Annotated in this window: 23 protein-coding genes; 16 read left to right on the forward strand and 7 right to left on the reverse strand. The window is 71.8% G+C overall.

Features of this window, described 5'->3' with window-relative positions:
* The first annotated feature begins 320 nt into the window (after nt 1–320).
* Genes ABZ842_RS04905 through ABZ842_RS04920 form a run of 4 tightly spaced genes read left to right on the forward strand, consistent with a single transcriptional unit; the run spans nt 321 to nt 4,415 of the window.
* Nucleotides 321–1,079 (forward strand): peptidase, encoded by a 759-nt coding sequence (locus ABZ842_RS04905; RefSeq protein ID WP_361531658.1) that lies wholly within the window; start codon nt 321–323, stop codon nt 1,077–1,079.
* Nucleotides 1,080–1,081: 2 nt separating this feature from the next.
* Nucleotides 1,082–2,023, forward strand: a complete 942-nt coding sequence (locus tag ABZ842_RS04910; protein ID WP_361531661.1) for a hypothetical protein — start codon at nt 1,082–1,084, stop codon at nt 2,021–2,023.
* The gene (locus tag ABZ842_RS04915) at nt 2,020–3,138 is read left to right on the forward strand and encodes a hypothetical protein (protein ID WP_361531664.1); all 1,119 of its coding nucleotides are present in this window, start codon (nt 2,020–2,022) and stop codon (nt 3,136–3,138) included. Before ABZ842_RS04910 ends, ABZ842_RS04915 begins: the two co-directional genes overlap by 4 nt.
* A 38-nt stretch (nt 3,139–3,176) precedes the next feature.
* Nucleotides 3,177–4,415 (forward strand): hypothetical protein, encoded by a 1,239-nt coding sequence (locus ABZ842_RS04920; protein WP_361531850.1) that lies wholly within the window; start codon nt 3,177–3,179, stop codon nt 4,413–4,415.
* 397 nt (nt 4,416–4,812) lie between these two features.
* Here ABZ842_RS04920 and ABZ842_RS04925 read toward each other — a convergent pair whose 3' ends face one another.
* Nucleotides 4,813–6,312 carry an oligopeptide:H+ symporter gene (locus ABZ842_RS04925; RefSeq protein ID WP_361531667.1) on the reverse strand — a complete coding sequence of 500 codons (1,500 nt, stop codon included), beginning with the start codon at nt 6,310–6,312 and terminating at the stop codon, nt 4,813–4,815.
* A gap of 481 nt (nt 6,313–6,793) precedes the next feature.
* Between ABZ842_RS04925 and ABZ842_RS04930 the strand changes: the two genes are divergently transcribed.
* Nucleotides 6,794–7,471 (forward strand): response regulator transcription factor, encoded by a 678-nt coding sequence (locus tag ABZ842_RS04930; protein WP_361531670.1) that lies wholly within the window; start codon nt 6,794–6,796, stop codon nt 7,469–7,471.
* A 136-nt stretch (nt 7,472–7,607) separates the two neighbouring features.
* The gene (locus ABZ842_RS04935) at nt 7,608–8,873 is read left to right on the forward strand and encodes an ATP-binding protein (protein WP_361531673.1); all 1,266 of its coding nucleotides are present in this window, start codon (nt 7,608–7,610) and stop codon (nt 8,871–8,873) included.
* An 8-nt stretch (nt 8,874–8,881) separates the two neighbouring features.
* Here ABZ842_RS04935 and ABZ842_RS04940 read toward each other — a convergent pair whose 3' ends face one another.
* Nucleotides 8,882–9,493 (reverse strand): GtrA family protein, encoded by a 612-nt coding sequence (locus ABZ842_RS04940; protein WP_361531676.1) that lies wholly within the window; start codon nt 9,491–9,493, stop codon nt 8,882–8,884.
* Between the two features lie 219 nt (nt 9,494–9,712).
* Here ABZ842_RS04940 and ABZ842_RS04945 point away from each other — a divergent pair, with 219 nt between their 5' ends.
* The 3 genes from ABZ842_RS04945 to ABZ842_RS04955 are packed head-to-tail and all read left to right on the forward strand — an operon-like array spanning nt 9,713 to nt 12,624.
* A complete protein-coding gene (locus ABZ842_RS04945) occupies nt 9,713–10,852 on the forward strand; it encodes a 5-(carboxyamino)imidazole ribonucleotide synthase (RefSeq protein WP_361531679.1) in 1,140 nt (379 codons plus the stop codon).
* Nucleotides 10,849–11,379, forward strand: a complete 531-nt coding sequence (gene purE, locus ABZ842_RS04950) for a 5-(carboxyamino)imidazole ribonucleotide mutase (protein WP_361531682.1) — start codon at nt 10,849–10,851, stop codon at nt 11,377–11,379. Before ABZ842_RS04945 ends, purE begins: the two co-directional genes overlap by 4 nt.
* Before the next feature lie 21 nt (nt 11,380–11,400).
* Nucleotides 11,401–12,624 carry a dipeptidase gene (locus ABZ842_RS04955; protein ID WP_361531684.1) on the forward strand — a complete coding sequence of 408 codons (1,224 nt, stop codon included), beginning with the start codon at nt 11,401–11,403 and terminating at the stop codon, nt 12,622–12,624.
* A 61-nt stretch (nt 12,625–12,685) separates the two neighbouring features.
* Here the strand turns inward: ABZ842_RS04955 and ABZ842_RS04960 are convergent, their stop codons facing one another.
* Nucleotides 12,686–13,048, reverse strand: a complete 363-nt coding sequence (locus ABZ842_RS04960) for a VOC family protein (RefSeq protein WP_361531687.1) — start codon at nt 13,046–13,048, stop codon at nt 12,686–12,688.
* 96 nt (nt 13,049–13,144) lie between these two features.
* Here ABZ842_RS04960 and ABZ842_RS04965 point away from each other — a divergent pair, with 96 nt between their 5' ends.
* Nucleotides 13,145–13,669 (forward strand): CGNR zinc finger domain-containing protein, encoded by a 525-nt coding sequence (locus ABZ842_RS04965; protein ID WP_361531690.1) that lies wholly within the window; start codon nt 13,145–13,147, stop codon nt 13,667–13,669.
* A complete protein-coding gene (locus ABZ842_RS04970) occupies nt 13,666–14,295 on the forward strand; it encodes an amino acid transporter (protein WP_361531693.1) in 630 nt (209 codons plus the stop codon). The genes ABZ842_RS04965 and ABZ842_RS04970 overlap by 4 nt, the downstream gene beginning before the upstream one ends.
* 489 nt (nt 14,296–14,784) lie before the next feature.
* Here the strand turns inward: ABZ842_RS04970 and ABZ842_RS04975 are convergent, their stop codons facing one another.
* Nucleotides 14,785–16,119, reverse strand: a complete 1,335-nt coding sequence (locus tag ABZ842_RS04975) for a UDP-glucose/GDP-mannose dehydrogenase family protein (protein ID WP_361531696.1) — start codon at nt 16,117–16,119, stop codon at nt 14,785–14,787.
* Nucleotides 16,120–16,379: 260 nt separating this feature from the next.
* Here ABZ842_RS04975 and ABZ842_RS04980 point away from each other — a divergent pair, with 260 nt between their 5' ends.
* From ABZ842_RS04980 to ABZ842_RS04990, 3 genes are all read left to right on the forward strand, one after another.
* On the forward strand, nt 16,380–17,537 hold the full coding sequence (locus ABZ842_RS04980; protein WP_361531699.1) for an acyl-CoA dehydrogenase: 1,158 nt from the start codon (nt 16,380–16,382) through the stop codon (nt 17,535–17,537).
* Nucleotides 17,538–17,904: 367 nt separating this feature from the next.
* The gene (locus tag ABZ842_RS04985; protein WP_361531702.1) at nt 17,905–18,882 is read left to right on the forward strand and encodes a VCBS repeat-containing protein; all 978 of its coding nucleotides are present in this window, start codon (nt 17,905–17,907) and stop codon (nt 18,880–18,882) included.
* Nucleotides 18,883–19,107: 225 nt separating this feature from the next.
* Entirely contained in the window at nt 19,108–20,205 is a 1,098-nt protein-coding gene (locus tag ABZ842_RS04990; RefSeq protein WP_361531853.1) for a glycosyltransferase family 39 protein, read from the forward strand.
* Nucleotides 20,206–20,224: 19 nt separating this feature from the next.
* Here ABZ842_RS04990 and ABZ842_RS04995 read toward each other — a convergent pair whose 3' ends face one another.
* The gene (locus ABZ842_RS04995) at nt 20,225–20,791 is read right to left on the reverse strand and encodes a helix-turn-helix domain-containing protein (RefSeq protein ID WP_361531705.1); all 567 of its coding nucleotides are present in this window, start codon (nt 20,789–20,791) and stop codon (nt 20,225–20,227) included.
* A 98-nt stretch (nt 20,792–20,889) separates the two neighbouring features.
* The gene (locus tag ABZ842_RS05000; protein WP_361531708.1) at nt 20,890–22,152 is read right to left on the reverse strand and encodes an LCP family protein; all 1,263 of its coding nucleotides are present in this window, start codon (nt 22,150–22,152) and stop codon (nt 20,890–20,892) included.
* Between the two features lie 392 nt (nt 22,153–22,544).
* Here ABZ842_RS05000 and ABZ842_RS05005 point away from each other — a divergent pair, with 392 nt between their 5' ends.
* Nucleotides 22,545–23,096: an acyl-CoA thioesterase gene (locus tag ABZ842_RS05005; RefSeq protein WP_361531711.1), complete on the forward strand. Its 552-nt coding sequence runs from the start codon at nt 22,545–22,547 to the stop codon at nt 23,094–23,096.
* A gap of 47 nt (nt 23,097–23,143) precedes the next feature.
* Here ABZ842_RS05005 and ABZ842_RS05010 read toward each other — a convergent pair whose 3' ends face one another.
* On the reverse strand, nt 23,144–24,484 hold the full coding sequence (locus ABZ842_RS05010; protein ID WP_361531714.1) for an LCP family protein: 1,341 nt from the start codon (nt 24,482–24,484) through the stop codon (nt 23,144–23,146).
* A 432-nt stretch (nt 24,485–24,916) separates the two neighbouring features.
* Between ABZ842_RS05010 and ABZ842_RS05015 the strand changes: the two genes are divergently transcribed.
* Nucleotides 24,917–25,954, forward strand: a complete 1,038-nt coding sequence (locus tag ABZ842_RS05015) for a glycosyltransferase family 2 protein (protein WP_361531717.1) — start codon at nt 24,917–24,919, stop codon at nt 25,952–25,954.
* The last annotated feature ends 65 nt before the right edge of the window (nt 25,955–26,019 follow it).

The following is a 26,019-nucleotide window of genomic DNA, read 5'->3' on the forward strand; positions in this document are numbered from 1 at the left end:
CGGGTGGGCTTTTTTGGGGCGCTGGGGGTCCCCCCGCGCCCTCTGGGCGTAGGTGGGGGTGCCCCCGTGCCCGCAGGGCGCAGGGGGAGGAACTGCGCGAGCAGCCGCGATGAACCCGCAGGCAACAGTGCTCCCGCAGGGCTACTGCGGGTGGGGCTGTTAGGCGCGGAACTGCGCGGGCAAGTCCCCGGGGCGCAAGCGGCGACGGGGCCCGGGGCGCAGCAACAAGGCGTGCGCATTGTCTTCCTTCCGAAAGAGGCCGGGCGTACCTTGGCCGCCGATCTGATGTGCCGTCAGTAACACGTTAGGGGTGCCCCGAGGTGACCTACCAGAAGCGAACAGCGCTCGCGGCAGCGACGGCCGCAGCGATGGCGGCGGCCCCGGTGCTGCTCCTCACCGCCCCCACCGCCCACGCCGCCGTCGTCGACGTCAACTACCAGTGCCAGACGCCCATCGGCCCGAAGGGCGCCGTCTCGCCCGTCGACATCAAGGCCGTCAAGAGCGGCAGCGGCTACGACGTGACGATGTCCTTCGAGAAGGGCGTCTCGTCCAGCCCCATCGAACTCGGCAAGGGCGCGATGAACCCCAGCGCGAAGATCAAGCTGGGCGGCGCCGACTCCGGCGAAGTCGCGGTCGTCGGCAAGCCGAACGACGCGGCCGTGCCCGCCAACACCCCGATCAAGATCGGGAAGCTCACGGGCAAGTACACCCCGAAGAAGAGCGGCAAGGTCACCTTCACCGCCGGGGTGCTGACGATCAAGGCGCTCGGCACGACCACCACGTGCACGCCCTCCAACAGCCCCAAGCCCTCGCTGGAGCTGGACGTCACGGGCGCGGGAGGCTCCGGCGGCTCCGGCGGTTCAGGAGGCTCCGACGGCGGCGGCAGCAACAACGGCGGCGGCAGCGCCGGCGCCACCGGCACGGGCGGCAGCGCGGCCGACGGCGGCGCCGAACTCCCCAAGACCGGCCCCCTCGACTCCGCCGTCGCCCTCGCCACCCTCGGCGGCACCGTCCTGCTCACCGGCGCGGCCGGTGCCCTCTGGATCACCCGCCGCGGCGCCCGACGCACCGCGGCCTGAGCGTGCCGGCCCGCCTGCGCACCGCCCTGGTGGGCCTCGTGGCGCTGCTCACCGCCGCACCGCCCGCAGCCGCGACGCCCGGCGAGCAGCCGCCCGGGTGGACGGCGCGGCCCGCGCCGGGGGACGGGAGCCGGCCGTACGCGTACGCCGAGGGCGCGCCCGGAGCCGTACTCGAAGACCGGCTCACGGTGACCAACCCGGGCGCCGCGCCGCTGACCGTACGCCTGCGGCCCGCGGACGAGCCCGCGGCCGAGCCCGCGGACGAGCCCGCCGACGCATCCGCGGACCGCGAGCCGGCCCGGGCTAAGCTCGCGCTCGCCGCGCCCACCGTGACCGTGCCGCCCCGCACCCGCGCCGACGTGCCGTACTCCCTCACCGTGCCCGCCGACGCCGCCCCCGGCGACCACCGGGCGGCGATCGTGGCGACGGCCGCGGACGGCGCCGGTGCGCGTCCCGCGCAGGAGACGACCGTACGGATCCGGCTGCGGGTCACCGGGCCCGCCCTCGCCGCGCTCTCCGTCGAGGACCTCGCCGCCGAGGGCGCCACCGTCCGCTACACCCTGGTCAACCGCGGCAACACGGTCGTCGAACCGCGCGTCGTCCTCACCGGGGACGGCCTGCTGGGGACCGACTTCCGGCGCGCGGCGCGGGGCGTGCCCGCCGAGCTCCAGCCCGGCCGGCGCGTCACCGTCAGCGAGACCTGGCGCGACCCCCCGGCGCTCGACCGGGTCGAGGTGCGCGTCACCGCGACGGCCGCGGGGGACGTGCGCGCCGCCGCCACCGCGACCGCGACCTTCGTCCCCTGGGGCCGGCTCGCGGGCGCCGTCCTCCTCGCCGCGGCGCTCGCCCTCCTCGCGGTCCACCGCCGCCGGCGCCGTGCCGGACCCGCCCCGTCCCCGCTACAGCCCGACACCGAACGGCACTTGACGAGGGCAGGCACATGACGAAGCACGAGTCCGGCACGTTCCGACGAGCGGCGCCCCCGCGGACGTACCGCGCACTGCTCCTCGCCCTCCTCCTCACCGTCCTCACGGTCCTTGCTGGTGGCACGGCGGCGGCGGAGGCGGATCCCAAGGTCGCCCTCGACCAGCGGCAGGCGGCCAAGGGCGCGGAGCTCACCGTCAGCGGCAGCGGCTGGCCGGCCGAGACCCTGCTGATGCTGCTGCTCTGCGGGGAGAACATGGTCGGCGGCACGAACTCCTGCGCCAACGCACAGGGGCGCGCGGTCACCACGGACGACCGGGGCGCCTTCAGCAAGAAGCTGCCCGTGGTCGCACCGCCGAAGCCGTGCCCCTGCGTGGTGCACGTGGCGACGGTGACGGGCGGGTCGACCACCGCGGACGCCCCGTTCACCGTCACCGGACACCCCAACGCGCCGCCGCCCGCCCCCACCGGCACGGGCAAGCTGGCCGTGCTCGCCACCACGCGCCTCGAAGGGGACTCCGGCGTCCTCGTCTTCTTCGGCGCGGCACCCGCCCGCCGGCTGGTCTTCACCGTGGGCAACCTCGGCACGACCCCCGTCAAGGACCCCGTGTTCCAGGTCGGCACCGCGCACGGCGTGTACGCGCCGCAGTGGGACGAACGGCAGTGGCGCGGCACCATCGAGCCGGGCCAGAAGGCCAAGGTGGAACTGCCGGTCGAGCTCTCGGCGGGCGCGCACGGCGACTACGAGGTCTCCGTCAAGTACGGCGGGAAGGTCATCGCGTCCCAGCCGTGGGGCGTGGACCGGCCGTGGGGCGTCACGATCTTCTGGGTGCTGCTCGCCCTCGTCGTCCCGGCGGCGCTGTTCCGGATCGGCATGGCGGTCGTGGACCGGCTGCGGCCGGGCGGACCGGCCCGGACCGGTGCGCGCGGCGGTGGCCGGCACCGGATTCCGGCGACCTTCGCCCGCTTCCGGGGCGCGCCCGCGGCCAAGCCTGCGGCCAGGTCCGCGGCCAGGTCCGCCCCGACGCCCGCGGCCGACGCCCCGCCCGCGGCCGACGCCACGGCGACGCTGCCGTGGTTCACCCCCGACTCCGCACCGGCAGAGAACCGACCCACGACGAAGGGACCACCGTGAGGACGCAACGGAGGCTGGGCGCGGCCGGGGTCGCGCTGATGCTCGGCGGCGCGGGGATCTGGCTCGCCGCCGCGCCCGCGCAGGCCGCGGAGGTGGCGTACGCGACGGAGTGCATCCCGCCGCCGATCTCCGGGCTGCCGCCCGTGCAGGGCACCACCAAGGCGCTGATCACCGCGCCCGCCGAGGCGAAGGTCGGCGACGAGGTCGAGGTCGTCTGGAAGACGGTCCAGGCCGCGTCGAAGAACCCGGACGTGCTCGACCTGTCCAAAGACACCGTCAAGCCCACCGGCACCGTCAAGCTCGGCGGCGCGGCCACCGGCACGCTGACCGTCGAGGGCCCCCGGCAGAACCCGCCGATCCCGAAGAACAGCCCGATGCTGCTCTCCGACATGAAGGGCAAGCTGAAGCTGGAGAAGGAGGGCGAGGTCACGCTGACGCCGGACAAGTACGCGATCAACGTCTCCAAGCCGATCTCGACGGACACCAAGTGCGCGCCGAAGGAGGCGGTGCAGGTGGCGGCGAAGATCAAGGTGACGGCGGCGGGCGGTACGACGGGCGGCGGCAACTCGGCGGGTGGCGCTGCGGCCGGTGGTGCCGCGACCGGCGGCAGCTCTGGCGGCAGCGGCGGGCAGACCGACTTCCCGGGCAAGACCGTCGAGACGACGTACGCCTGTACGTCCCCGGGCCCGGCCAGCATCAAGGCGCCCATCACCATCAACGCGAAGAAGGACGGCGGCAGCTACGCCCTCACGGTCAAGACCGGCGACTCGGTGATGAACAGCCCGGCGCCGCTGCCGGCCGGCGCGATGAAGGGCGCCATGAGCATCGCCGTCGGCGGCGCGGACAAGGGCTCGGTGCCCGTCGTCGGCCAGCCGAACAAGGACCCCATCGAAGCGGGCAAGCCCGTCGGCATCGGCGAGCTGAAGGGCACGTACAAGCCCGGCGCGACGGGGAAGTCCACGCTCAGCCCCGGCAAGCTGACGATCGACGTCAACCTCGGCGGCCAGAAGATCGTGATCCCGTGCGAGGTGAAGGGCGCGGCGGCGGTCTCGCTTGAGCTGACGACGGAGGCGCAGCAGGGCGGTGCGTCTGGCGGTGCGGCGGGTGGTGCGGCGGGTGGTTCGTCCGCGGGCGGCACGAACGGCGGCCTCGCGGACACGGGCGCGGACGACGACGGCGGCCTGCTGGCCCTGGCCCTGGCGGCCGGCACGACGCTCCTCCTGGGCGCAGCGATCTTCGCCTTCACCCCGTGGTCCCGCCTGCGGGGCCGCGCCTAACGACACCCCCACGTTTTCCCTCCGGGACCGCTGCCCCCTGCGACCCGGTGATGGGTAGCCCGCGCAGTTCCCCGCGCCCCTGAAAGCCCCCGCCGTTTCCCTGCGGAAGCGTTGACCTCTGCGGCCCGGTGGGTGGCTGTTCGCGCAGTTCCCCGCGCCCCTAAGCACCTCCGCCTGCACCCGCAGATGAGTGACGGGGGAAGCGAAACAGGGGCGCGGGGAACTGCGCGACAAGCCCGCCACCGGGCCGCAGAGACCAACCCACCCGCAGGGAAACGGCGGGTACGTCAGGGACACCGGGGGCACCCGGCACACCCAGCCCCCCAAGCCCCCCGCACGGGGAAGGGGCGCCCCGGCAGACGGAGCGCCCCTTCACAACCGCAACGCGGCGCTCGCGTCAGTGCACGCCGCCCATCATCGCCTTCACCTTGCGGCGGTACATGAAGATCGCCACACCAGCCAACGCAGCCACCGCGCCCTGGCTCGCGAACCACCCCTGCGTGTCCGTCGGCGCTCCGATCAGCTGGAGCAGCGCGATGACCGAGTCGCCCGCGGTGACCGCCAGGAACCACACGCCCATCATCTGCGCCGCGTACTTCTGCGGCGCCAGCTTCGTCGTCAGCGACAGGCCCACGGGGGAGAGGCACAGCTCGCCCACGGTCTGGATGAAGTACACCGAGACCAGCCACATCGGCGAGACCTTCGCGTCACCCGCGGACATGCCCTGGGCGATCATCATCACACCGAAGGAGACGCCCACGAGCACCAGCGCGCCCGAGAACTTCGTCAGCGTGCTGGGCTCCTTGTTCCGCTTGAACAGCGCCACCCACAGGATGGCGAACAGCGGCGCCAGCGCCATCACGAACAGCGGGTTCAGGGACTGGAACCAGCTCTCGGGGAAGTCGAAGCCGAAGAGCGTCGACTCGGTGTTGTCCTTCGCGAAGAGCGAGAGGACCGAGCCGGTTTGGTCGTAGATGCCCCAGAAGACGGCCGCGGCGACGAAGAACCAGATGTAGCCGGACATCCGCGTCTGCTCCAGCGGAGACAGGTCCTTGTCGCGCTTGATGCGGAACAGGTACCAGGCCGGCAGCACCAGGCCCAGGATCGTCAGCGGCCACAGCACCCAGTCGATGCTGAACGCGCCGGCCAGGCCCACGACCGCGTAACCGGCCGCCGCGACGCCCAGCCAGATGAGGCCCTTCTTGACCAGCGAGGAGCGCTCGTCCGCCGGCAGCGGGTTCGGGATCTTGGAGGACTCGGGGCTCAGGTGGCGGTAGCCGAAGTAGAAGCAGACCAGGCCGATCGCCATGCCGACGCCGGCCATGGCGAAGCCGAGGTGCCAGTTGACCTTCTGGCCCACCGCGCCGATCGACAGCGGAGCGAGGAAGGCACCCAGGTTGATGCCCATGTAGAAGATCGTGAAGCCGCCGTCGCGCCGCGGGTCGTTCTTGTCCGGGTAGAGCTGGCCGACCATCGTGGAGATGTTGGCCTTCAGCACACCGGAACCGGCCGCGATGAACGCGAGGCCGATGAAGAACGAGAACTCCGCGGGCACCGCCAGCAGGAAGTGACCGGTCATGATCACGGCGCCGGCGATGGCGACGGACTTGCGCGCGCCCCAGACCCGGTCGCCGAGCCAGCCGCCCGGCAGGGCGAGCAGGTACACCATGGCGTTGTAGACGGAGTAGATCGCGACCGCGGTCGCGTCCTTCATGCCGAGTCCACCGTCGGCCACGTTCGTGGCCAGGTAGAGCACGAGCAGGGCCCGCATTCCGTAGAAGCTGTACCGCTCCCACATCTCGGTCATGAACAGATAGGCCAGGCCGCGGGGGTGGCCGAGGAAGGTCTTCTCGCCGGCGGCGGGGCCGGCGGGGGCCTTCGTCAGGCTGGACGCCATGGTCGTTCCTTGCGTTCGGGACGCACCGCTTCGTGTGCGGCTGCTGCGCCCGGTGGGGGGTGACCGGCACCGGCGGGGACGCGACCCGCCCCACGCCTGGGGGGCTTCGCTCCGACGTGGGGGCCGAAGCGGGGGGACGTGCCCTCACCGGGATCCACACCCCGGGGCGCTTCATTGCGCTCGGGGCCCGGTCCACAGGTCATTCACTGTCGTCGGACCGGTGTCACCGGTCCTCACACGCAAGGAGACCCATGGGCTGCTGATGCTGCTCCGCAGGCCAGAGGTCTCCGAATGGTGCTACAGGCGTACACGCCACCATACGACACGACACCTTGTCATTAGGAAGGATTTGAGACATGGATCACAGGAAGAAGTGGAACATGATCCCTGAATCGAAGGCCGAACTCAGGATCGCACCTATGACCCACAGGTGCTGTGCAGGCCGCCCCTCTCCGTACCTCTTGCGGACTACCATCAGCGCATGACGCGTGTACTGCTCGCAGAGGACGACGCATCCATCTCTGAGCCCCTGGCCCGTGCGCTGCGCCGGGAGGGGTACGAGGTCGAGGTGCGCGAGGACGGTCCGGCCGCGCTGGACGCGGGGCTCGCGGGCGGCGTGGACCTGGTCGTGCTCGACCTCGGTCTGCCCGGCATGGACGGCCTGGAGGTCGCCCGTCGGCTGCGGGCGGAGGGCCACACCGTGCCCGTCCTGGTGCTGACCGCGCGCGCCGACGAGGTCGACACCGTCGTCGGCCTCGACGCCGGAGCCGACGACTACGTCACCAAGCCCTTCCGCCTCGCCGAGCTGCTGGCCCGGGTCCGGGCGCTGCTGCGGCGCGGCGCCGCCGAGCCGACGGCCGCGCCCGCGACGCACGGGGTGCGGATCGACGTGGAGTCCCACCGCGCGTGGATGGGCGAGGAGGAGCTCCAGCTCACGGCGAAGGAGTTCGACCTGCTCCGGGTGCTGGTGCGGGACGCCGGCCGGGTGGTCACCCGCGACCAGCTCATGCGGGAGGTCTGGGACACCACCTGGTGGTCGTCGACCAAGACCCTCGACATGCACATCTCCTGGCTGCGCAAGAAGCTCGGCGACGACGCCGCGAACCCCCGCTACATCGCCACGGTCCGCGGCGTCGGCTTCCGCTTCGAGAAGAACTGAAGCACTGAAGCAGCGCTCCCGGCGCATAGGGTTCAGGTGTGCATCCGTGCGAATGCGCGAACGCGCGAACGCCAGCGCGTACCCGCGTTGAGCACGGACGCCCACCCGTACGAAGCCGGAACGGCCCGGAGGCCCCATGCGTCGGCGACTGATCAACTCGACCCTCGCGGTCGTCCTCGTCGTCATCGCCGTCTTCGGGGTCTCCCTCGTCCTCGTCGAGACCAGGACCATCGCCGACACCGCCCAGCAGTCCGTGGACGCCGAGGCCGTCCAACTCGTCAGCTTCCTCGACGGCAAGCTGATCGCGAACCAGCCGGTGACCGTCCAGGTGGTCGAGGAGCAGCTCGGGGGAGAGCGGTACGCGTCGATCCGCATCCCGGGCCAGCCGCCGTTCGAGGTGGGGAAGAAGCCCTCGGGCCGGGTGATCACCAAGACGGAGATCGGCGAGCACGGCGAGGTCGTCACCGTCGAGGAGTCGTACTTCGAGGTGTACCGGGAGGTCGGCCGTACGCTCGCGATCACCGGGGGCGTCGCCCTGCTCGCCGTCATCGCCGCGGTCGTGCTCGCCGTCCGCCAGGCCAACCGCCTCGCCTCCCCCCTCACCGACCTCGCCGAGACCGCGGAGCGGCTGGGCTCCGGCGACCCGCGACCGCGGCACAAGAGGTACGGGGTGCCGGAGCTGGACCGGGTCGCGGACGTCCTCGACGCCAGCGCGGAGCGGATCGCCCGGATGCTCACGGCCGAGCGACGACTGGCCGCGGACGCCTCGCACCAACTGCGGACCCCGCTGACCGCGCTGTCGATGCGGCTGGAGGAGATCTCCGCGACCGACGACCCGGAGACGGTGAAGGAAGAGGCGAACATCGCGCTCACGCAGGTGGAGCGGTTGACGGACGTGGTGCAGCGGCTGCTCACCAACGCCCGCGACCCCCGCACCGGCTCCGCCATCGTCTTCGACCTCGACGAGGTGGTGAAGCAGCAGATCGAGGAGTGGCGCCCGGCCTACCGCAGCGCCGGCCGCGCCGTGGTCCGCTCCGGCAAGCAGGGGATGTGCGCCGTGGGCACGCCGGGCGCGGTCGCCCAGGTGCTGGCCGCGCTGATCGAGAACTCGCTGATGCACGGCGGCGGCACGGTCGCCATCCGGACCAGGGTGGTCGGCAACCAGGCGGTGATAGAGGTGACGGACGAGGGCCCCGGCGTCCCCGCCGACCTGGGCGCCCGGATCTTCGAGCGGGCCATCAGCGGACGCAACTCCACCGGCATCGGCCTCGCGGTCGCCCGCGACCTGGCGGAGGCCGACGGCGGACGCCTGGAACTGCTCCAGCTGCACCCGCCGGTCTTCGCGCTCTTCCTGAGCAGGGTGGCCCGCAAGCGCAAGGACGAGCCGCCCACGGTCCGCTGAGCCGCGGCTTAGTGGCGCGGGGCGAACTGGTGGTCCGTCGTCGGCGGGCGGACCGGTTCCAACAGCGGCTCGGCGGCCCGCCGCACGGGCTCCTGAGCGACGGGCGGCGCGGCTGACGGGGAGCCGGACGAGGCCGCGGGCGCGGAGGAGGCTGCGGCGGTGTTCGTGACCACCAGTGCCGGATCGGGCACGGCGCGGAACACCCACGTCCGGTACGACCAGAATCGGAACAGCGTCGCGACGCCGATGCCGAAGAACTTGAAGAAGTTGCTCTGGAGCGGGCTGTCCCAGTTGAAGCCGTACGTCGCCGCGTACAGGACGCCGTTCTCGATCACGGTCCCGATCGCGCTGAAGAAGAGGAAGAGCGACATCTCCCTGGTGCGCCTGCTGCGATCGCGGTCACGGTACGTGAAGTATCGGAACCCCAGGTAGTTGAAGGCGATGGCGACGACGTTGGCGATGATGGACGCACGGACCACCGGGATCTCGGTCGTCGCTCGGACGAGGTTGAAGACCCCCAGGTTGACCAGAACCCCCGCGCCCCCGACCGCCCCGTACTTCGCGACTTCGTGCATGAGCTGTTTGAGCTGTCCGCGCAACGCTGCGCCTCGTTCACTCATAGTGAGAGTTCAGTCCCGTCTCGTTGACAGCGTCATTTCAATCATGCTAACTAGCGGTCGCCCCGCTCGCCCGGGGGCACCGCCGACAACGTAGCCGGGCCGTGAGCCACGCACGTACAGAAAGAGATGACAAGGCAGCTAAGAATATCGATCACCGTCCGTGCACACCCCCCTGGACGCACCTCCGGTGCCCGAGGTTGCGGCGGATACCCTGTGAGGGTGACGTTCCCGGTAGTCGGCATGGTCGGTGGCGGTCAGCTCGCCCGTATGACCCACGAGGCGGGCATCCCCCTCGGCATCCGTTTCAAGCTCCTCAGTGACACCCCGCAGGACTCCGCGGCCCAGGTCGTCGGTGACGTCGTCGTCGGCGACCACCGCGATCTGGCCACCCTGCGCGAGTTCGCCCGCGGCTGCGACGTGATCACCTTCGATCACGAGCACGTCCCGGTCGAGCACCTGCGCGCCCTGGAGGCAGACGGCATCCCCGTCCGCCCCGGGCCCGACGCGCTCGTGCACGCCCAGGACAAGGGGGTGATGCGGGCCCGGTTGAACGAACTGGGCGTGCCCTGCCCCCGCAACCGCATCGTCGCCGACCCGGCCGACGTCGCCGCCTTCGCCGCCGAAGGGGGCGGCTTCCCCGTCGTCCTCAAGACCGTGCGCGGCGGCTACGACGGCAAGGGCGTGTGGGTGGTGCGCTCGCAGCAGGAGGCCGCGGAGCCGTTCCGCGCCGGCGTGCCCGTACTCGCCGAGGAGAAGGTGGACTTCACCCGCGAGCTGGCGGCGAACGTCGTGCGCTCCCCGCACGGCCAGGCTGTCGCCTACCCCGTCGTCGAGTCCCGGCAGGTCGACGGCGTCTGCGACACGGTGATCGCACCCGCGCCCGACCTGGGCGACGCCCTCGCCGGCGAGGCGCAGCGCCTCGCCCTGCGGATCGCCGCCGAACTGGGCGTGGTGGGCCACCTCGCGGTCGAGCTGTTCGAGACCGCCGACGGCCGCATCCTCGTCAACGAACTCGCCATGCGCCCCCACAACTCCGGCCACTGGACCCAGGACGGCGCCGTCACCTCCCAGTTCGCCAACCACGTGCGGGCCGTGCTCGACCTCCCCCTCGGCGACCCCCGCCCGCGCGCACCGTGGACCGTGATGTGCAATGTGCTGGGCGGCGACTACCCGGACATGTACGCGGCGTACCTGCACTGCATGGCCCGCGATCCGCAGCTCAAGATCCACATGTACGGCAAGGACGTGAAGCCCGGCCGGAAGGTGGGGCACGTCAACACCTACGGGGACGACCTCCCGGACGCCCTCGAACGGGCCCGCCACGCAGCCGACTACCTCAGAGGAACGATCACCGAATGAGCAGCACCACCCCGCTTGTTGGCATTGTGATGGGCTCCGACTCCGACTGGCCGGTGATGGAGGCCGCGGCCCAGGCCCTCACCGAGTTCGAGGTCCCGTACGAGGTCGACGTGGTCTCCGCGCACCGGATGCCGCACGAGATGATCGCGTACGGCGAGAACGCCGACTCCCGGGGGCTGAAGGTGATCGTCGCGGGCGCCGGCGGCGCCGCCCACCTGCCGGGCATGCTGGCCTCCGTCACGCCGCTGCCGGTCATCGGGGTGCCCGTGCCGCTGAAGTACCTCGACGGGATGGACTCGCTGCTGTCCATCGTGCAGATGCCGGCCGGCGTGCCGGTGGCCACCGTCTCCGTCGCCGGCGCCCGCAACGCGGGACTGCTCGCCGCCCGCATCCTCGGCGCCCACGACCCCGAACTGCTCGCCCGGATGCGGGACTTCCAGTCGGAGCTGAACGACCAGGCCACCGAGAAGGGCAAGCGCTTGCGGGCCAAGGTCGAGGGCTCGCCCGCGTTCGGCTTCGGCAAGTAGCCCCCGGGGGAAGTGAGCACCATGGAACATTCCTCCACCACGGACGACGGACCGGGCCGGGACGACCGGCTGGCCAGGGCGCGGGAGATCCTCGCCGCCCACCCCGTCGTCGACGGCCACAACGACCTCCCCTGGGCGCTGCGCGCCAACGTGCGCTACGACCTCGACCGGCTCGACGTCGCCACCGATCTGACCGGCCGGCTGCACACCGACATCCCCCGGCTGCGCGCCGGCGGCGTCGGGGCGCAGTTCTGGTCGGTGTACGTGCCCTCCAGCCTCGCCGGCGACGGTGCGGTGAGCGCGACCCTGGAGCAGATCGACGTCGTGCGCCAACTCCTGGCGCGCTACCCGGCGGACCTGGCGCCCGCGATGACGGCGGACGACATGGAGGCGGCGCGGGCGCAGGGCCGCATCGCCTCCCTGATGGGCGCCGAGGGCGGCCACTCGATCGACAACTCCCTGGGCACGCTGCGGTCGCTGGCCGCCCTCGGGGTGCGCTACATGACGCTGACCCACAACGACAACAACGACTGGGCGGACTCGGCGACGGACGAGCCGCGGGCCGGCGGGCTGACCGCCTTCGGCCGTGAGGTCGTGCGCGAGATGAACCGCTGCGGGATGCTCGTCGACCTGTCCCACGTGGCCGCGACGACGATGCGGGACGCGCTGGACGCCTCCGCGGCGCCGGTCGTCTTCTCCCACTCGTCGGCGCGGGCCGTCTGCGACCACCCGCGCAACGTCCCCGACGACGTGCTGGAGCGGCTGTCCGCCAACGGCGGCGTGGCGATGGCGACGTTCGTGCCGAAGTTCGTCCTCCAGGCCGCCGTCGACTGGACGGTCGCGGCGGACGAGAACCTGCGCGCGCACGGCTTCCACCACCTGGACACCACTCCCGCGGCGATGGAGCTGCACGCGGCCTTCGAGCAGGCGCATCCGCGTCCGATCGCCACCGCGGCCACCGTGGCGGACCACCTCGACCACATGCGCGAGGTCGCCGGCGTGGACCACGTCGGCATCGGCGGCGACTACGACGGCACGGCCTTCACCCCGGCCGGCCTCGACGACGTCGCCGGCTATCCGAACCTGATCGCCGAGCTGCTGGACCGCAACTGGTCCGAGGCCGACATCGCCAAGCTGACCTGGCAGAACGCGGTCCGGGTGGTGCGGGACGCGGAGGCGGTGGCGCGGGAGGAGCAGTCGCGGCGGGCGCCGTCGAACGCGACGATCGAGGAGCTGGACGGGTAGGTCGCGCGCGAGCTGAGAAAGAGGGAGAGGGTGCCGTGCACCCTCTCCCTCTTTCCGTTCCTCAGCCCTGGCAGAGGCAGAAGGGGTGCCCCACCGGGTCGGCGTACACCCGCCAGTTGCGGGAGCGGTCGTCCGCGTCGAGCAGGCGCGCCCCGAGGGCCAGCACCTGCTGCTCCGCGGCGTCCAGGTCCGCCACCGACAGATCGAGGTGGAACTGCTGGGAGTCGTCCGGCGCGGGCCAGTTCGGCGGTACGAAGCCGGGCGCGCCCTGGAAGGCGAGGTCAGTGCCCGAGGGCAGCGTCAAGTACGTCCAGTCGTGCTCCTCCCGCTTCAGCTCGCCGCCGACGAGCTGCTGGTAGAAGCGGCCGAGTGCGTCCGGGTCGGGACAGTCGAGTACGACGGTGCTCAGCGTGGCGATGGCCATGGCTCTCCTCATGCAGGAACGTATGTGTTACCGGTATAGGGGCCTCTTAAGGTAACCGTTACTGCATGCTGCCGTATCAGGGGTAACGTCGCAACCATGAACGAGAGGCACCCCGCGCCAGGCGGCCTCGCACTGATCGAGTCCCTGGTGAACACGGTCGACCTGGCGTCCGGGGTGGACCTCCTGGACACCGGGGACGGGCGTGCCCCCTTCGGCATCACCGCGGCCGAGCTGCCCGCGGTGCGGGAGCTGCGCGAGGCCCTGCGGGCGGCGTGCCTCGCGCACGCCGGCCACGCCCTCCCCGACGGGCCCGCCCCGTCCGCCCTCGGCCCCCTGCTCGCCCGGGCGCCCCTGCTGGTCGAGGTCGCCGACGACGGCACGGCGGCGCTGGCGCCCGCGGACGGCGCCGACCTCCACGCGCGCGTCGCCGCGGCGATCGCGACGGCGGTGGCGGACGGCACCTGGCACCGGCTGAAGGGCTGCGAATCCGAGGACTGCCGCTGGGCGTACTACGACCGCAGCCCCGCGGGCCGCCGGCGCTGGTGCTCGATGTCGGTCTGCGGCGCCCGCGCGAAGATGCGGGCGTACCGCGCCCGCGGCAGGGGCAGGAGCTCCGCGTGACGCACCGTACGGAAACGCCCCTCGGCCCCTGGGAGCCCGCCGGGCCCGCGGAGGTGGCCGCGCTCTTCGCCCCGGCGGCGGCCCGGCGCGGTGCGCCCTGGTGGATCGCCGGCGGGTACGCGGTGGAGCGGGCCGTCGGATACGCCTTCCGTGACCACGCGGACATCGACGTCCTGCTGCTCCGCCGCGACCAGCACCTCGCGCAGGAGGCGCTGCCCGACTGGGAGTGGTGGGCGGCGGACCCGCCGGGCACCCTGCGGCCCTGGGCCCGCGGCGAGTTCCTGGGCCCCGGCGTGCACGACGTCTGGTGCCGGCCGGGCCCGGACGCGCCCTGGCGGATCCAGCTCATGCTGGACGAGGCGGAGGGCGACGAGTGGATGTCCCGCCGCTGCGGACGGGTGCGGCGGGCGGTGGCGGACCTCGGGGCGTCGTCCTTCGACGGGGACGGCGTCCCGTACCTGGCGCCCGAGGTCCAGCTCTTCTACAAGGCGAAGTCCCCGCGCCCCAAGGACGAACAGGACTTCGCGGCGACGGTCCCCGTGCTCACGGCCCCCCAACGCGCCTGGCTCCGCGCCGCCCTGTCCCAAGCCTACGGCCCCACCCCCTGGCACCCCGCGCTCACCTAGCCTCGCGGACCACCCCCGCGGCTCCCCTGCAGGGAGCGTTGGTCTCTGCGGCCCGGTGGTGGGTTGTTCGCGCAGTTCCCCGCGCCCCTGACATCCCCGCTGTAGCCCCACAGGTTCGTCGGTCTCTGCGGACCGTGGGCGCTCCTCGCGCAGTTCCGCCCCTTCGGCCCCAGAGGGCATGAGGGACCCCCACCGCTCCTGGCGCCACGTCCCGAAGCTCTGATGAGTGCGGGAAGTCTGTGACCGTCCACCACACCCGCAGTCAACCGCGCAGGCAAGCCACCTCAGGGGCGCGGGGAACTGCGCGAACAAGCCCCACCGGGCCGCAGGGGCCAACGCTCCCTGCAGGGGAACGGCAGGGGTTTCAGGGGCCCGGGGAACTGCGCGACAAGCCACCCACCGGGCCGCAGAGACCGACGCACCCCGCAGGGGAACCGCGGACTTCCACGGAGCGACCCGCAGTCACCGGCGGCCAGCAGAAGCGCAGTGTTACGCGGACGGGCGGCCCATCGCCCGGTACACCCAGCCCGCCTCCCGCCACCGCTCCGCGTCCAACGCATTGCGGCCGTCCAGGACGATGCGCGCCGACGCCGCCTCCCCCAACACCCGCGGGTCCAGCTCGCGGAACTCGCCCCACTCCGTCAGGTGCAGCACCACGTGCGCCCCCCGCACCGCGGCCACCGCGGATTCCGCGTAACCCAGCGTGGGGAAGAGCGCCCGCGCGTTCGCCATGCCCTTGGGGTCGTACACCGTCACCTGGCCGCCCTGGAGGTGGATCTGGCCCGCCACGTTCAGCGCGGGCGAGTCCCGCACGTCGTCCGAGTCCGGCTTGAACGTCGCGCCGAGCACCGCGACCCGCTTGCCCAGGAACGACCCGCCGACCGCCTCCCGCGCCAGCTCCACCATGTGACCGCGGCGCCGCATGTTGATGGAGTCGACCTCGCGCAGGAAGGTCAGCGCCTGATCCACGCCCAGCTCGCCGGCGCGGGCCATGAACGCCCGGATGTCCTTCGGCAGGCAGCCGCCGCCGAAGCCGATCCCCGCGCGCAGGAACTTCTTCCCGATGCGCTCGTCGTGCCCGATCGCCTCCGCCAGCTTCACCACGTCGCCGCCGGCCGCCTCGCACACCTCGGCCATCGCGTTGATGAAGGAGATCTTCGTGGCCAGGAAGGAGTTCGCGGAGGTCTTCACCAGCTCCGCGGTGGGGAAGTCCGTCACCACGAACGGCGACCCCTCGCCCACCGGCGTCGCGTACACCTCGCGCAGCAGCTTCTCGGCCCGCTCGCTCGCCACGCCGACCACGATCCGGTCCGGGTGGAGCGTGTCCCGGACGGCGAAGCCCTCCCGCAGGAACTCGGGGTTCCAGGCCAGCTCGGCGTCGCCGGGCGCCAGGTCGCGCAGCACCCGCGCCAGCCGCTCCGCGCTGCCGACCGGCACGGTCGACTTGCCGACCACCAGCGCCGACCCCGTCAGGTGCGGCGCCAGCGAGGCGAACGCGGCGTCCACGTAGCTCATGTCGCAGGCGTACTCGCCGTGCTTCTGCGGGGTGTTCACACAGACGAAGTGGACGTCGCCGAAGGCCCCGACCTCCTCCCAGGAGGTGGTGAAGCGCAGCCGCCCGCTGGAGCCCTCGACCCCGGCGACGTGCCGGGCCAGCAGTTCCTCAAGCCCGGGCTCGTACATCGGGACCCGGCCGGCCGACAGCATCTCGATCTTCTCGGGCACGACGTCGAGCCCCAGCACCTCGAAGCCGAGTTCGGCCATCGCCGCGGCGTGCGTGGCGCCGAGGTACCCGGTGCCGATCACGGTGATCTTGAGGGCCATCCGTACTCCTAAGACGTACTGCTGAGACGTACTGCTGAAGACGCACTGCCGAGATGCGCTGCGAGGCCGCACGGGCCGCAAGGGCGCCGCGAGCCCGACGGGCGGAACGCGCCCGAGCATAGTCGCGCCCCGTCCACCGCCGACCGAGCACTCCCCGGCGCGGTCTTGCGGCTGTCGCGCAGGTCACGTATGCCGGAGCAGGACAGCGCGTCTAAAATTAGTTACTTAACGGTAATTAGCAGCTTGGGGAGTGAGTGACAGTGGCCGGATCGGCTGACTTCGACCTGTACCGCCCGTCCGAGGAGCACGACATGCTCCGTGAGACCGTCCGCTCCCTGGCCGAGGCGAAGATCGCTCCGTTCGCCGCGGAGGTCGACGAAGAGGCCCGCTTCCCCCAGGAGGCGCTGGACGCCCTGGTCGCCAACGACCTGCACGCCGTCCACGTGCCCGAGAGCTACGGCGGCGCGGGCGCCGACGCCCTCGCCACCGTGATCGTGATCGAGGAGGTCGCCCGGGTGTGCGCCTCCTCCTCCCTCATCCCGGCCGTGAACAAGCTCGGCTCGCTGCCGGTCATGCTCTCCGGCTCGGAGGAGCTGAAGGCCCGCTACCTGGCGCCGCTCGCCAAGGGCGACGCGATGTTCTCGTACTGTCTGTCCGAGCCGGACGCCGGCTCCGACGCCGCGGGCATGAAGACCCGCGCGGTGCGCGACGGCGACCACTGGGTGCTCAACGGCGTCAAGCGCTGGATCACCAACGCCGGCGTCTCCGAGTACTACACCGTCATGGCCGTCACCGACCCGGAGAAGCGCTCCAAGGGCATCTCCGCCTTCGTCGTCGAGAAGTCCGACGAGGGCGTCTCCTTCGGCGCCCCCGAGAAGAAGCTCGGCATCAAGGGCTCGCCGACCCGCGAGGTGTACCTGGACAACGTCCGCATCCCCGCGGACCGCATGATCGGCGACGAGGGCACCGGCTTCGCCACCGCGATGAAGACCCTCGACCACACCCGCGTCACCATCGCCGCCCAGGCCCTCGGCGTCGCACAGGGCGCCCTCGACTACGCCAAGGGGTACGTGAAGGAGCGCAAGCAGTTCGGCAAGCCGATCGGCGACTTCCAGGGCGTCCAGTTCATGCTCGCCGACATGGCGATGAAGCTGGAGGCGGCGCGTCAGCTCACGTACTCCGCCGCGGCCAAGTCCGAGCGGGTCGACTCCGACCTCACCTTCTTCGGCGCGGCGGCCAAGTGCTTCGCCTCCGACGTGGCCATGGAGGTCACCACGGACGCCGTGCAGCTCCTCGGCGGCTACGGCTACACCCGTGACTACCCGCTGGAGCGCATGATGCGCGACGCGAAGATCACCCAGATCTACGAGGGCACCAACCAGGTCCAGCGCATCGTCATGGCGCGCAACATCCCGTAACCCCCCTCCAGCCCTCGAAGCGCACTCCGCAGCGGGCCCCGGCCGACCGGCCGGGGCCCGCTCGCGTGCTGACGGTTCCTCACCGGTCACGTTTGTGGAGGAGTGGAAAAGGCCGCCTGAAGGTCGCCCATGCCGGTCAATCACCGGTCACCGCGGTAATCACGCAATAAATTCGGACACCAGGGCGAAGGATCCGTGTAGCATCTGTGGCACATAAGGCGGGGGGAACACGCTTTAGTTTCAGCTGGCACGCGCCCGTACGCATTCGCGAAGGCCGCTGCCACGTAGGGATGCCCCTCTTCTTAACCACTCTTCTCAGCGCGAGCGCGCTCTTTCGCGCCCGCTGACGCAAGCACAGGAGATGTGAGTGACATCCATTTCTCAGAAGGTCCGCAAGGCCCTTCCCGCGGCGCTCGCCGCAACGATGTTGGGCAGCGCCGTCCTGATGGCCGCACCGGCCCAGGCCAACGAGGTTCCGGCGAAGTCCGCGCCGTCCGACGTCCGTGACCTGGCCAAGAAGCTCCGCGCTGCCCACCAGGAGGGCATCAAGAACGGCCAAGTGCCCAAGGTGAGCGGGCGTTCCGGCGCAGCCGCCGCTGCGAGCTCTTTGAACGGCGACAACAAGGCCGATCTCGTCGCGGCCAAGCCCAACGGTGACGTGTACATCTACACCTCCAAGGGCACCAGCTTCAACAAGCCGGAGTACGTGCCCGAAGCCGACTACACCTACTTCAACCTCATCCGTCAGGTCGGCGACCTCGACAATGACGGCTACCCCGACATGATCGCCCGCACGACGGACGGGTGGCTGCTCACCAGCGCCTGGACGCCTGACGCCGGCGTCATCAGCGGCGGCTGGGGCGGCTTCAAGAACCTGACCGTCACCGGCGACATCAACGGCGACGGCCGCGAGGACCTGACCGCCAACGACGCGGCCGGCAACTTCTACATGTGGCGCGGCGGCGGCGACTACCACTTCGGTGCCCGCAAGACGATCGGTTCCGGCTGGGCCAACTACACCACCATCGGTCGCGGTGACTACAGCGGTGACGGGCGTCCCGACCTGCTCGCCCGCGACCCCAAGGGTGGCCTGTGGATGTACAAGGGCACCGGCCGTTCCGAGCTGCCCTTCAAGTCCCGCGTTCTGGTCGGCTCCGGCTGGAACTTCACCGCGTACGTCTCCACCGGTGACATGACCGGCGACGGCGTCTCGGACTTCCTGGTCCGCGACAAGTCGGGCACGATGTACGGCTACCCGGGCCGCGGCTCCGAGACCGTTCCGTTCAAGACCTCCAGCCGCTTCACCATCGGCGGCGGTTGGAACACCTTCAGCCTCTTCGGCTGATCCTCGGCCGCGAGGCCGACGAGCCGACCGGCTCACAACGGGAGTGCGAGAAGGACGGCCCCCGGGGTACCCACCCCGGGGGCCGTCCCGCGTCCGCGCGCAGGGCACGGATACTGGACGGGCCCCCGACGACGAAACGACCTGGACGCTGGCGTGACACTCACCAACCCGACCGCCCCGGACACGGCGGACCGCCCCCGTCGGGCCCGCCCGGCGGTCGACCGGCTGCGCGCCGTCGCCCCCGCCCTCCTCGCGTACGCCGCGATCCGCGCCCTCGGCCTGCTCGTCCTCGCCGGCTGGGCGCACCTCGCGGACCGCAGCGCCCGCCAGCTGCTGTCCCAGCGCTGGGACTCGCTGTGGTACGTGCGCGTCGTCGAGCACGGCTACGACTTCACCCTCACCGCACCCGACGGCCGCGTCCTGTCGAACATGGCGTTCTTCCCGCTGCTGCCGTGGCTGGAGGAGGGCGTCTCGACGCTCACCCCGCTCGGCCCCGCCGACGCCGGCCTCGCCGTCAGCGCCGTCGCCTCCCTCGCCGCCGCCTGGGGCGTCTTCCAGGTGGTGGAGCTGGTGTACGGGCGGCGCGCCGGGCTGTTCGCGGTCGCGCTGTACGCGGCGCTGCCCGTCGGCGTCGTCCAGTCCATGGCGTACAGCGAGTCCCTGTTCGTCGCCCTCGCCGCCTGGGCGCTGTACGCGACCCTGCGCGGCCACTGGATCGCCGCCGGGCTGCTCGCCTCCCTCGCCGGGCTGACCCGGCCCGTCGGCCTCGCGGTCGCCGCCGCGGTGTGGGTCGGCGCACTGCTCGCCCTGCGCGCCGACAAGACGCGTCCCAGGTGGCGGCCGGTGCTCGGGGCGCTGCTCGCCCCGCTCGGGGCGGCCGGCTACGTCCTGTGGGTGGGCGTCCGCACCGGCAGCCCCTTCTTCGGCTACCTCGACGTGCAGGGCGCCTGGGGCAACGGCTTCGACGGCGGCCTCGCCTTCGCCCGCTTCATCGGCGACCTCGTCGTCAGCACACCCGCCGCGGGCCTCGCGCTCGCCGCGGGCGTCCTGGTCGTGCCCTGGCTGTACTGGCGGGGCGTGCGCCAGGGCCAGCCGGCGCCCCTCCTCACGTACTGCGGCATCGTCGTCGCGCTCGCCCTGTGCTCGTCCGGCTACTTCGGCTCCAAGCCGCGGCTGCTGATGCCGGCGTTCCCGCTGCTCCTGCCGATCGCGCTGGCGCTCGCCCGGGCGAAGGCGCGGCTGGCGTGGACGGTGATCGCCGTCGCCGCGGTCGGCGCGGCGGTGTACGGCGCGTTCTGGCTGCACGGCTCGGGCCCGCCCTGACCCCCTCGGGGCACACGGCTCAGCGGCCCAGGGCGGCGTCCACGAGGACGCGCGCGGCCTCCTTCGCCTGCCCCGCTGCCGCGGGCGAACCGCTGACGCCGGCGCTGGCCATCGCGCCGTCCGCGAGCACGGCGAGCTGATCGGCGAGCCCCGCGGGCGCGCCCAGCGCGTCGACCAGGTCCGCGAAGTACGCCCGCACCGCCTGCTTGTGCGCCCGCACCACGGCCGTGACGCCCGCCGAGACCCCGCCCAGCTCGCCGTGCGCGTTGATGAAGACGCACCCGCGGAAGTCCGGCTCGGCGAACCACTCGGCGAGGAAGTCGAAGACGTCGAGCACCCGGTCGTACGGGGCACGGGCACCGGTCCGCTCGGCGTGCGCGGCGACGTCCGCGAGGAACGCCTCGTCCCGGAGCCGCAGCACCTCCTCGACCAGTGCGTCCTTCGACGGGAAGAGCTGGTACAGCCGCTTGAGGGAGACCCCGGAAGCGGTCCGGATCGCGTCCATGCCCACGGCCTGGACACCGCGCTCGTTGAACAGCGTCCGCGCCGCTTCCAGGGCCCGCAGCCGAGCCGTCTCAGCGTCCACGCCGCACCACCCCGCACAAGAGAACCGTCACAAAAGAGAACCGTCGTTCCCACACCTTAGGCGGTGCGGGAACGACGGCGGGTCTGAGCCCTACGGCGTCACTTCTCGGTGACGGTGACCTTCTGGTCCTTCTGGATCTGCTCCACGAGGTCCTGCACCTTCGCCCGGTCCCAGGTCAGGTTGCCGCCCCGGGTCCCCGAGATCGGCATGTTCATCGAGGTGCCGTCACCGCCCGTGACGCCCTTCATCGCGAAGAACATCTGCCCCAGGTCCCACAGCGACATGTCCTTGTCCACGATCACCGTGTCCAGACCGGCGCCCATGGTCGGGTACAGCTTGAAGGGGTTCAAGATGGTGCTCGGCGTCGCGGTCTGGCTGGCCAGCGCCGCGAGGAACTTCTGCTGGTTCTTGGTGCGCGCCAGGTCCGACTCGGCGAACGCGTACCGGGTCCGTACGAACGCCAGCGCCTGCTCGCCGTCGAGGGTCTGCTTGCCCGCCTCGAAGTCCGCCCCGGACTTCTTGTCCTTGAACGCCTTCGGGATGTCCATCTCGACGCCGCCGATCGCGTCCACGATGCTCGCGAAGCCGGCGAAGCCGATCTCGGCGTAGTGGTCGATCCGCAGTCCGGTGTTGTGCTCGACGGTGCGCACCAGCAGCTCGGGGCCGTCCTCCGCGTACGCGGCGTTCAGCTTCGTCCGGCGGCCCTGCGCGGGGAAGAGCTTGCCGGAGTCGGAGCCCTTGTACGACGGTATCTCCACGTCCGAGTCGCGCGGCAGGGAGACCATCACCGGGCCGCTGGAGCAGTCGGCCAGGATCATCATCGAGTCGGTGCGCTTGCCGTCGGCGGAGCCGGTGTGCAGCTTCTTCTTCTCCTCGGCCGACATGCCCTCGCGGCTGTCGGAGCCGACGATCAGATACGTGGTGCAGTCGCCCTCCTTCGGCCGCTCGATGACCTTCGAGAGGTCGACCTCGCGCCGGACCTTGGAGTCGGCCCAGAAGTACGTGCCTATGGTGACGGCGACGAAGGTGACGACCAGCACCAGCGCACCGATCTTTATCCGGCGACGCCAGTTCGGCGGCTGGCGGTACGGCGGGGGGCCCGGGGGAGGCCCGGGCGGCGCCGGCGGGTTGCCGTAGCCGTCGTTCCCCTGGCCGTGGCCGTAGCCCTGCTGGTTGGACGGCGTCCCGTAGACCTGGCCCGTGTTGTACCCGCTGTCGTACGGGGTGGGCGCGCCGTGGTCGTCGTACCCCTGCGACTGCTGCTGCGGGACCGGAGGCCGCTGCACATGGCGCATCACGCGTGCGCCTTCGGGCTCGGAACCCTGGCTGCCGCGTCCGTATCCATCGGGCCATTCGTTCATGCGACAAGTGTGCCGGCTCACACTCGCGCGTTGACAGGGCGGGTGGGATTTCGGGGCGGCCCCGTAGCGAACCTGATGCATTTGCGCTCCGCTCCGGGCTGGGAACGGGCGCGGGCGCCCGTGCGGGGTGCCGTTTGCATGGCGTCTGCGCCCTGTTTGTGCGTATGCGCGGTTCCGTCTGCGGGGTGCCGTTCCATGGCGTCTGCGGCCCGTATGTGCTTGCTCGCGCAGTTCCCCGCGCCCAGAGGGCGTGGGGAACTGCGCGACAAGCCACCAGAAGGGCCGCAGACGCGCAACGACAGGTCGAGGGGGTTCCGAGGCGCAGGCCCGCACGGGCAAGCGCGGGGAACGTCACCCGGAGAGGGGGCCTACGCCCGCTTAGGGTGGAGGACATGACAGACCAGGTCCAGCCATCGGAAACGTCGGCGATCCCGACGAAGCCGACCTCCGCCTCCCGCACCACCCTCAGCCACATCATGACCGCCAGCGACACCAACCTCCTCGGCACCGTGCACGGCGGCGTGATCATGAAGCTGGTGGACGACGCCGCGGGCGCCGTCGCCGGGCGGCACTCCGGCGGGCCCGCCGTCACCGCCTCCATGGACGAGATGGTCTTCCTCGCACCGGTCCGCGTCGGCGACCTCGTGCACGTGCGCGCGCAGTGCAACTGGACCGGGCGCAGCTCGATGGAGATCGGCGTCCGGGTGCTGGCCGAGCGGTGGAACGAGTCCACCCCGGCCCAGCAGGTCGGCTCCGCCTACCTCGTCTTCGCCGCAGTGGACGGGGACGGCCGGCCGCGGGCCGTACCGCAGGTGGCCCCGGAGACCGAGCGCGACAAGCGGCGCTACCAGGAAGCGCAGATCCGCCGTACGCACCGGCTCGCCCGCCGCCAGGCGATCAGGGAGCTGCGGGAGCAACGCGCGGCCGAGGGCATCGACGACTGACGCCCCCGCCCGTGCGCGCCGCCGTGCGCCCACACGCCCTCACGCCCTCACGGGCACACCACCTCGTCCCCGGTCACCGCGCCGAACTCGCCTTGGAAGGCGTCCTCCGCCCGTACCGGCACCACCCCCGTGTAGTCCGTGCCCGCCGTCACCTTCAGCGTCGGCCCCTGGCCCTTCACCGGCCGCATCTCGCAGCCCTTCAGCGCCGTCGACAGGCTCCGCGCCGAGCGGTCCCACCGCGGGTCGTACGAGATGAAGGTGCGCGGCACGGCGGTGTCGGTGCCGTTGCGCGGCGCACGCGTGGTGGCGAAGCCCGTGCTGCGCAGGTCCGCGTCGACCCGCCGCCCCAGCCCCTCCGTGGCCGTGCCGTTGAGGACCTGGACCCTGATCTGCTGCGGGGAGACCTCCACGAGCTTCTTCTTCTGCGCGGACTTGGTGCGCCCGCCCGCCAGCGGCCGGTCCTCGCGGATCATCCGGAACAGCCGCTCCGACTTCTCCGGGTCCCACTTCACCGCCGAGCCCACGCCCTGCACCTGGCCCATGGAGGTCACGGGCACGGAGGTGAACTCCGACGACGCCGCCGAGAAGCCGCGCATCGCCCGGCCGAGGGCCAGCATCTCGTCCGTGCCGAACTTCTCGTCGGCGCGCACCGAGCTGACCATGGTCGTCGCGACCTCCCGGAACCGCACCGGGTTCAGCAGCACCCCGCTGCTGGTGACCTGCTTGATCAGGGCCGCGATGAAGCGCTGCTGGCGCTGCATGCGCCCCAGGTCGGAGCCGCCGTCGACATGGCGGGAGCGCACGTACTGGAGGGCCTGGCCGCCGTTGAAGCGGTGCGAGCCGGCCGCCAGGTCCAGGCCGGTGTACTTGTCCTTCATCGGGCTGGTGGTGCAGACCTCCACCCCGCCGACCGCGTCCACGGTCTTCATGAAGCTGGTGAAGTCGACCTCCAGGTAGTGGTCGATCTTCACCTTGGTCATCTGCTCGACGGTCCGCACGGTCAGCGCGGGGCCGCCCTCCGCGTACGCCGCGTTCAGCTTCACCGGGTGCGCCTCGTGCGGCCGGCCGCTGTTCTGGTCGGTGTGCGCGGGCAGCTCCGCGTAGCTGTCCCGGGGCAGGCTCACCACGCTCGCCCGGTCCCGGTCGCGGGAGAGGTGCACCAGCATCATCGTGTCGGTGCAGTTGCAGGGCGCGCCGCCGAGGCGGTACTTCTCCTTCTCCGCCTTGGTGATCTTCTCGCGGCCGTCGGTGCCGACGACCAGGATGTTCATGCCGTGACCGCTGACCGGGCGGTTTTTTATATCCCGGAACGGGTCGACCCGGGTGATGCCGCTGTCCAGCCCCGTCATCAGGGCGTGGCCGATCGCGCCCGCGCCCAGCACCGCCATGGAGAGCGCGGTCGCCGCCCGCAGCCCCCAGCGGGACCGACGACGGACCGGGCGTCTGCTCCCGGTCCTGGCCGGGGGGCCTGGGGGGCGCGGCCGGGGACGGGGGGAGCGGGCCGGCGTGGGCACGAGGGGGACACCTCCGCGGGGCGAGTGCGAGGAACGGTTCCGAGCGCTGGTGCACACGGGTGACGTGGTCGGTCACGGGTGAAACGAGCCGGGAGCAATAGGGTGACGATACGGTTACCGTGGGTGACGGGTTGGGGTGGTGGGATTTCCGACGGGTCCGAGGACCCGGGAGGTTCCCGGACGGGTGAGGGCGGATGCGGCTACAAGGGCGAATCCAGCACACCGTAGGCCCATACGATCGACGGTCCGTCGCACCGACCGGCCGCCGCGCGTCCGTGTCCCCCATTCGCGGTAACGTGGCGGGCGATGAACGCCACGCCCCCTGTCTCCGTGATCATGCCGGTCCTCAACGAGGAGCGGCACCTGCGCAACTCGGTCCGCCACATCCTCGGCCAGGATTACGACGGCGAGATGGAGGTGGTGATCGCGCTGGGCCCCTCCGTGGACCGCACCGACGAGATCGCCGCCGAGCTGGTCCGCGAGGACCCCCGCGTCCGCACCGTGCCCAATCCGACCGGCCGCACCCCCGCCGCGCTGAACGCGGCGATCGAGGCGTCCAGCCACCCGATCGTGGTACGGGTCGACGGACACGGCATGCTCTCCGCGAACTACATCGCCACCGCGGTGCGGCTGTTGACGGAGACCGGCGCGCAGAACGTCGGCGGCATCATGCACGCCGAGGGCGAGAACGACTGGGAGCGCGCCGTCGCCGCCGCCATGACCTCGAAGATCGGGGTGGGCAACGCGGCCTTCCACACCGGTGGCGCCGCCGGCCCCGCCGAGACGGTCTACCTGGGCGTGTTCCGCCGCGAGGCGCTCGTGCAGCAGGGCGGCTACAACGTGGAGTTCATCCGCGCCCAGGACTGGGAGCTGAACTACCGCATCCGCGAGGCGGGCGGCGGGATCTGGTTCTCCCCGGAGCTGAAGGTGAGCTACCGCCCGCGGCCGTCGGTGCGTGCGCTGGCCAAGCAGTACAAGGACTACGGCCGTTGGCGGCACGTCGTCGCCCGCTACCACCGCGGCTCGATCAACCCGCGCTACCTGGCGCCCCCGGTCGCGCTGTGCGCGATCGCGGCGGGGCTGGTGGCGGGCGCGGTGCTGACCCCGTGGGCGCTCGTCGTCCCCGGCGGCTACCTGGCGGCGATCACCGCCGGCTCGGTGCCCGCCGGCAAGGGGCTCTCGCCGAAGGCCCGGGCGTGGATCCCGGTGGCGCTGGCGACCATGCACATGTCGTGGGGCTTCGGCTTCCTGACCAGCCCGCGGTCGCTGGCGAAGAAGGTCATCGCCAGCCGACGCCCCGCGGTGACCGCGCCGACCGAGCCGTCGGGCAGCGCGTCCGGCTGAGGACGCATCACGTACGAAGAAGGGCCCCGGGGCACTCGCCCGGGGCCCTTCTTCGTACGGCGCTC

The sequence above is a fragment of the Streptomyces sp. NPDC047315 genome, from assembly GCF_040643215.1.
GTDB lineage: Bacteria > Actinomycetota > Actinomycetes > Streptomycetales > Streptomycetaceae > Streptomyces.

Coding starts and splice junctions, on each gene's coding strand:
- ABZ842_RS04935 (WP_361531673.1), top strand. CDS start 7,608: ATGCGTCGGCGACTGATCAACTCGACCCTCGCGGTCGTCCTCGTCGTC.
- ABZ842_RS04920 (WP_361531850.1), top strand. CDS start 3,177: ATGCTCGGCGGCGCGGGGATCTGGCTCGCCGCCGCGCCCGCGCAGGCC.
- ABZ842_RS04975 (WP_361531696.1), bottom strand. CDS start 16,119: ATGGCCCTCAAGATCACCGTGATCGGCACCGGGTACCTCGGCGCCACG.
- ABZ842_RS05000 (WP_361531708.1), bottom strand. CDS start 22,152: ATGAACGAATGGCCCGATGGATACGGACGCGGCAGCCAGGGTTCCGAG.
- ABZ842_RS04925 (WP_361531667.1), bottom strand. CDS start 6,312: ATGGCGTCCAGCCTGACGAAGGCCCCCGCCGGCCCCGCCGCCGGCGAG.
- ABZ842_RS05010 (WP_361531714.1), bottom strand. CDS start 24,484: ATGGCGGTGCTGGGCGCGGGCGCGATCGGCCACGCCCTGATGACGGGG.
- ABZ842_RS04955 (WP_361531684.1), top strand. CDS start 11,401: ATGGAACATTCCTCCACCACGGACGACGGACCGGGCCGGGACGACCGG.
- ABZ842_RS04965 (WP_361531690.1), top strand. CDS start 13,145: ATGAACGAGAGGCACCCCGCGCCAGGCGGCCTCGCACTGATCGAGTCC.
- ABZ842_RS04930 (WP_361531670.1), top strand. CDS start 6,794: ATGACGCGTGTACTGCTCGCAGAGGACGACGCATCCATCTCTGAGCCC.
- purE (WP_361531682.1), top strand. CDS start 10,849: ATGAGCAGCACCACCCCGCTTGTTGGCATTGTGATGGGCTCCGACTCC.
- ABZ842_RS05015 (WP_361531717.1), top strand. CDS start 24,917: ATGAACGCCACGCCCCCTGTCTCCGTGATCATGCCGGTCCTCAACGAG.
- ABZ842_RS05005 (WP_361531711.1), top strand. CDS start 22,545: ATGACAGACCAGGTCCAGCCATCGGAAACGTCGGCGATCCCGACGAAG.
- ABZ842_RS04915 (WP_361531664.1), top strand. CDS start 2,020: ATGACGAAGCACGAGTCCGGCACGTTCCGACGAGCGGCGCCCCCGCGG.
- ABZ842_RS04940 (WP_361531676.1), bottom strand. CDS start 9,493: ATGAGTGAACGAGGCGCAGCGTTGCGCGGACAGCTCAAACAGCTCATG.
- ABZ842_RS04960 (WP_361531687.1), bottom strand. CDS start 13,048: ATGGCCATCGCCACGCTGAGCACCGTCGTACTCGACTGTCCCGACCCG.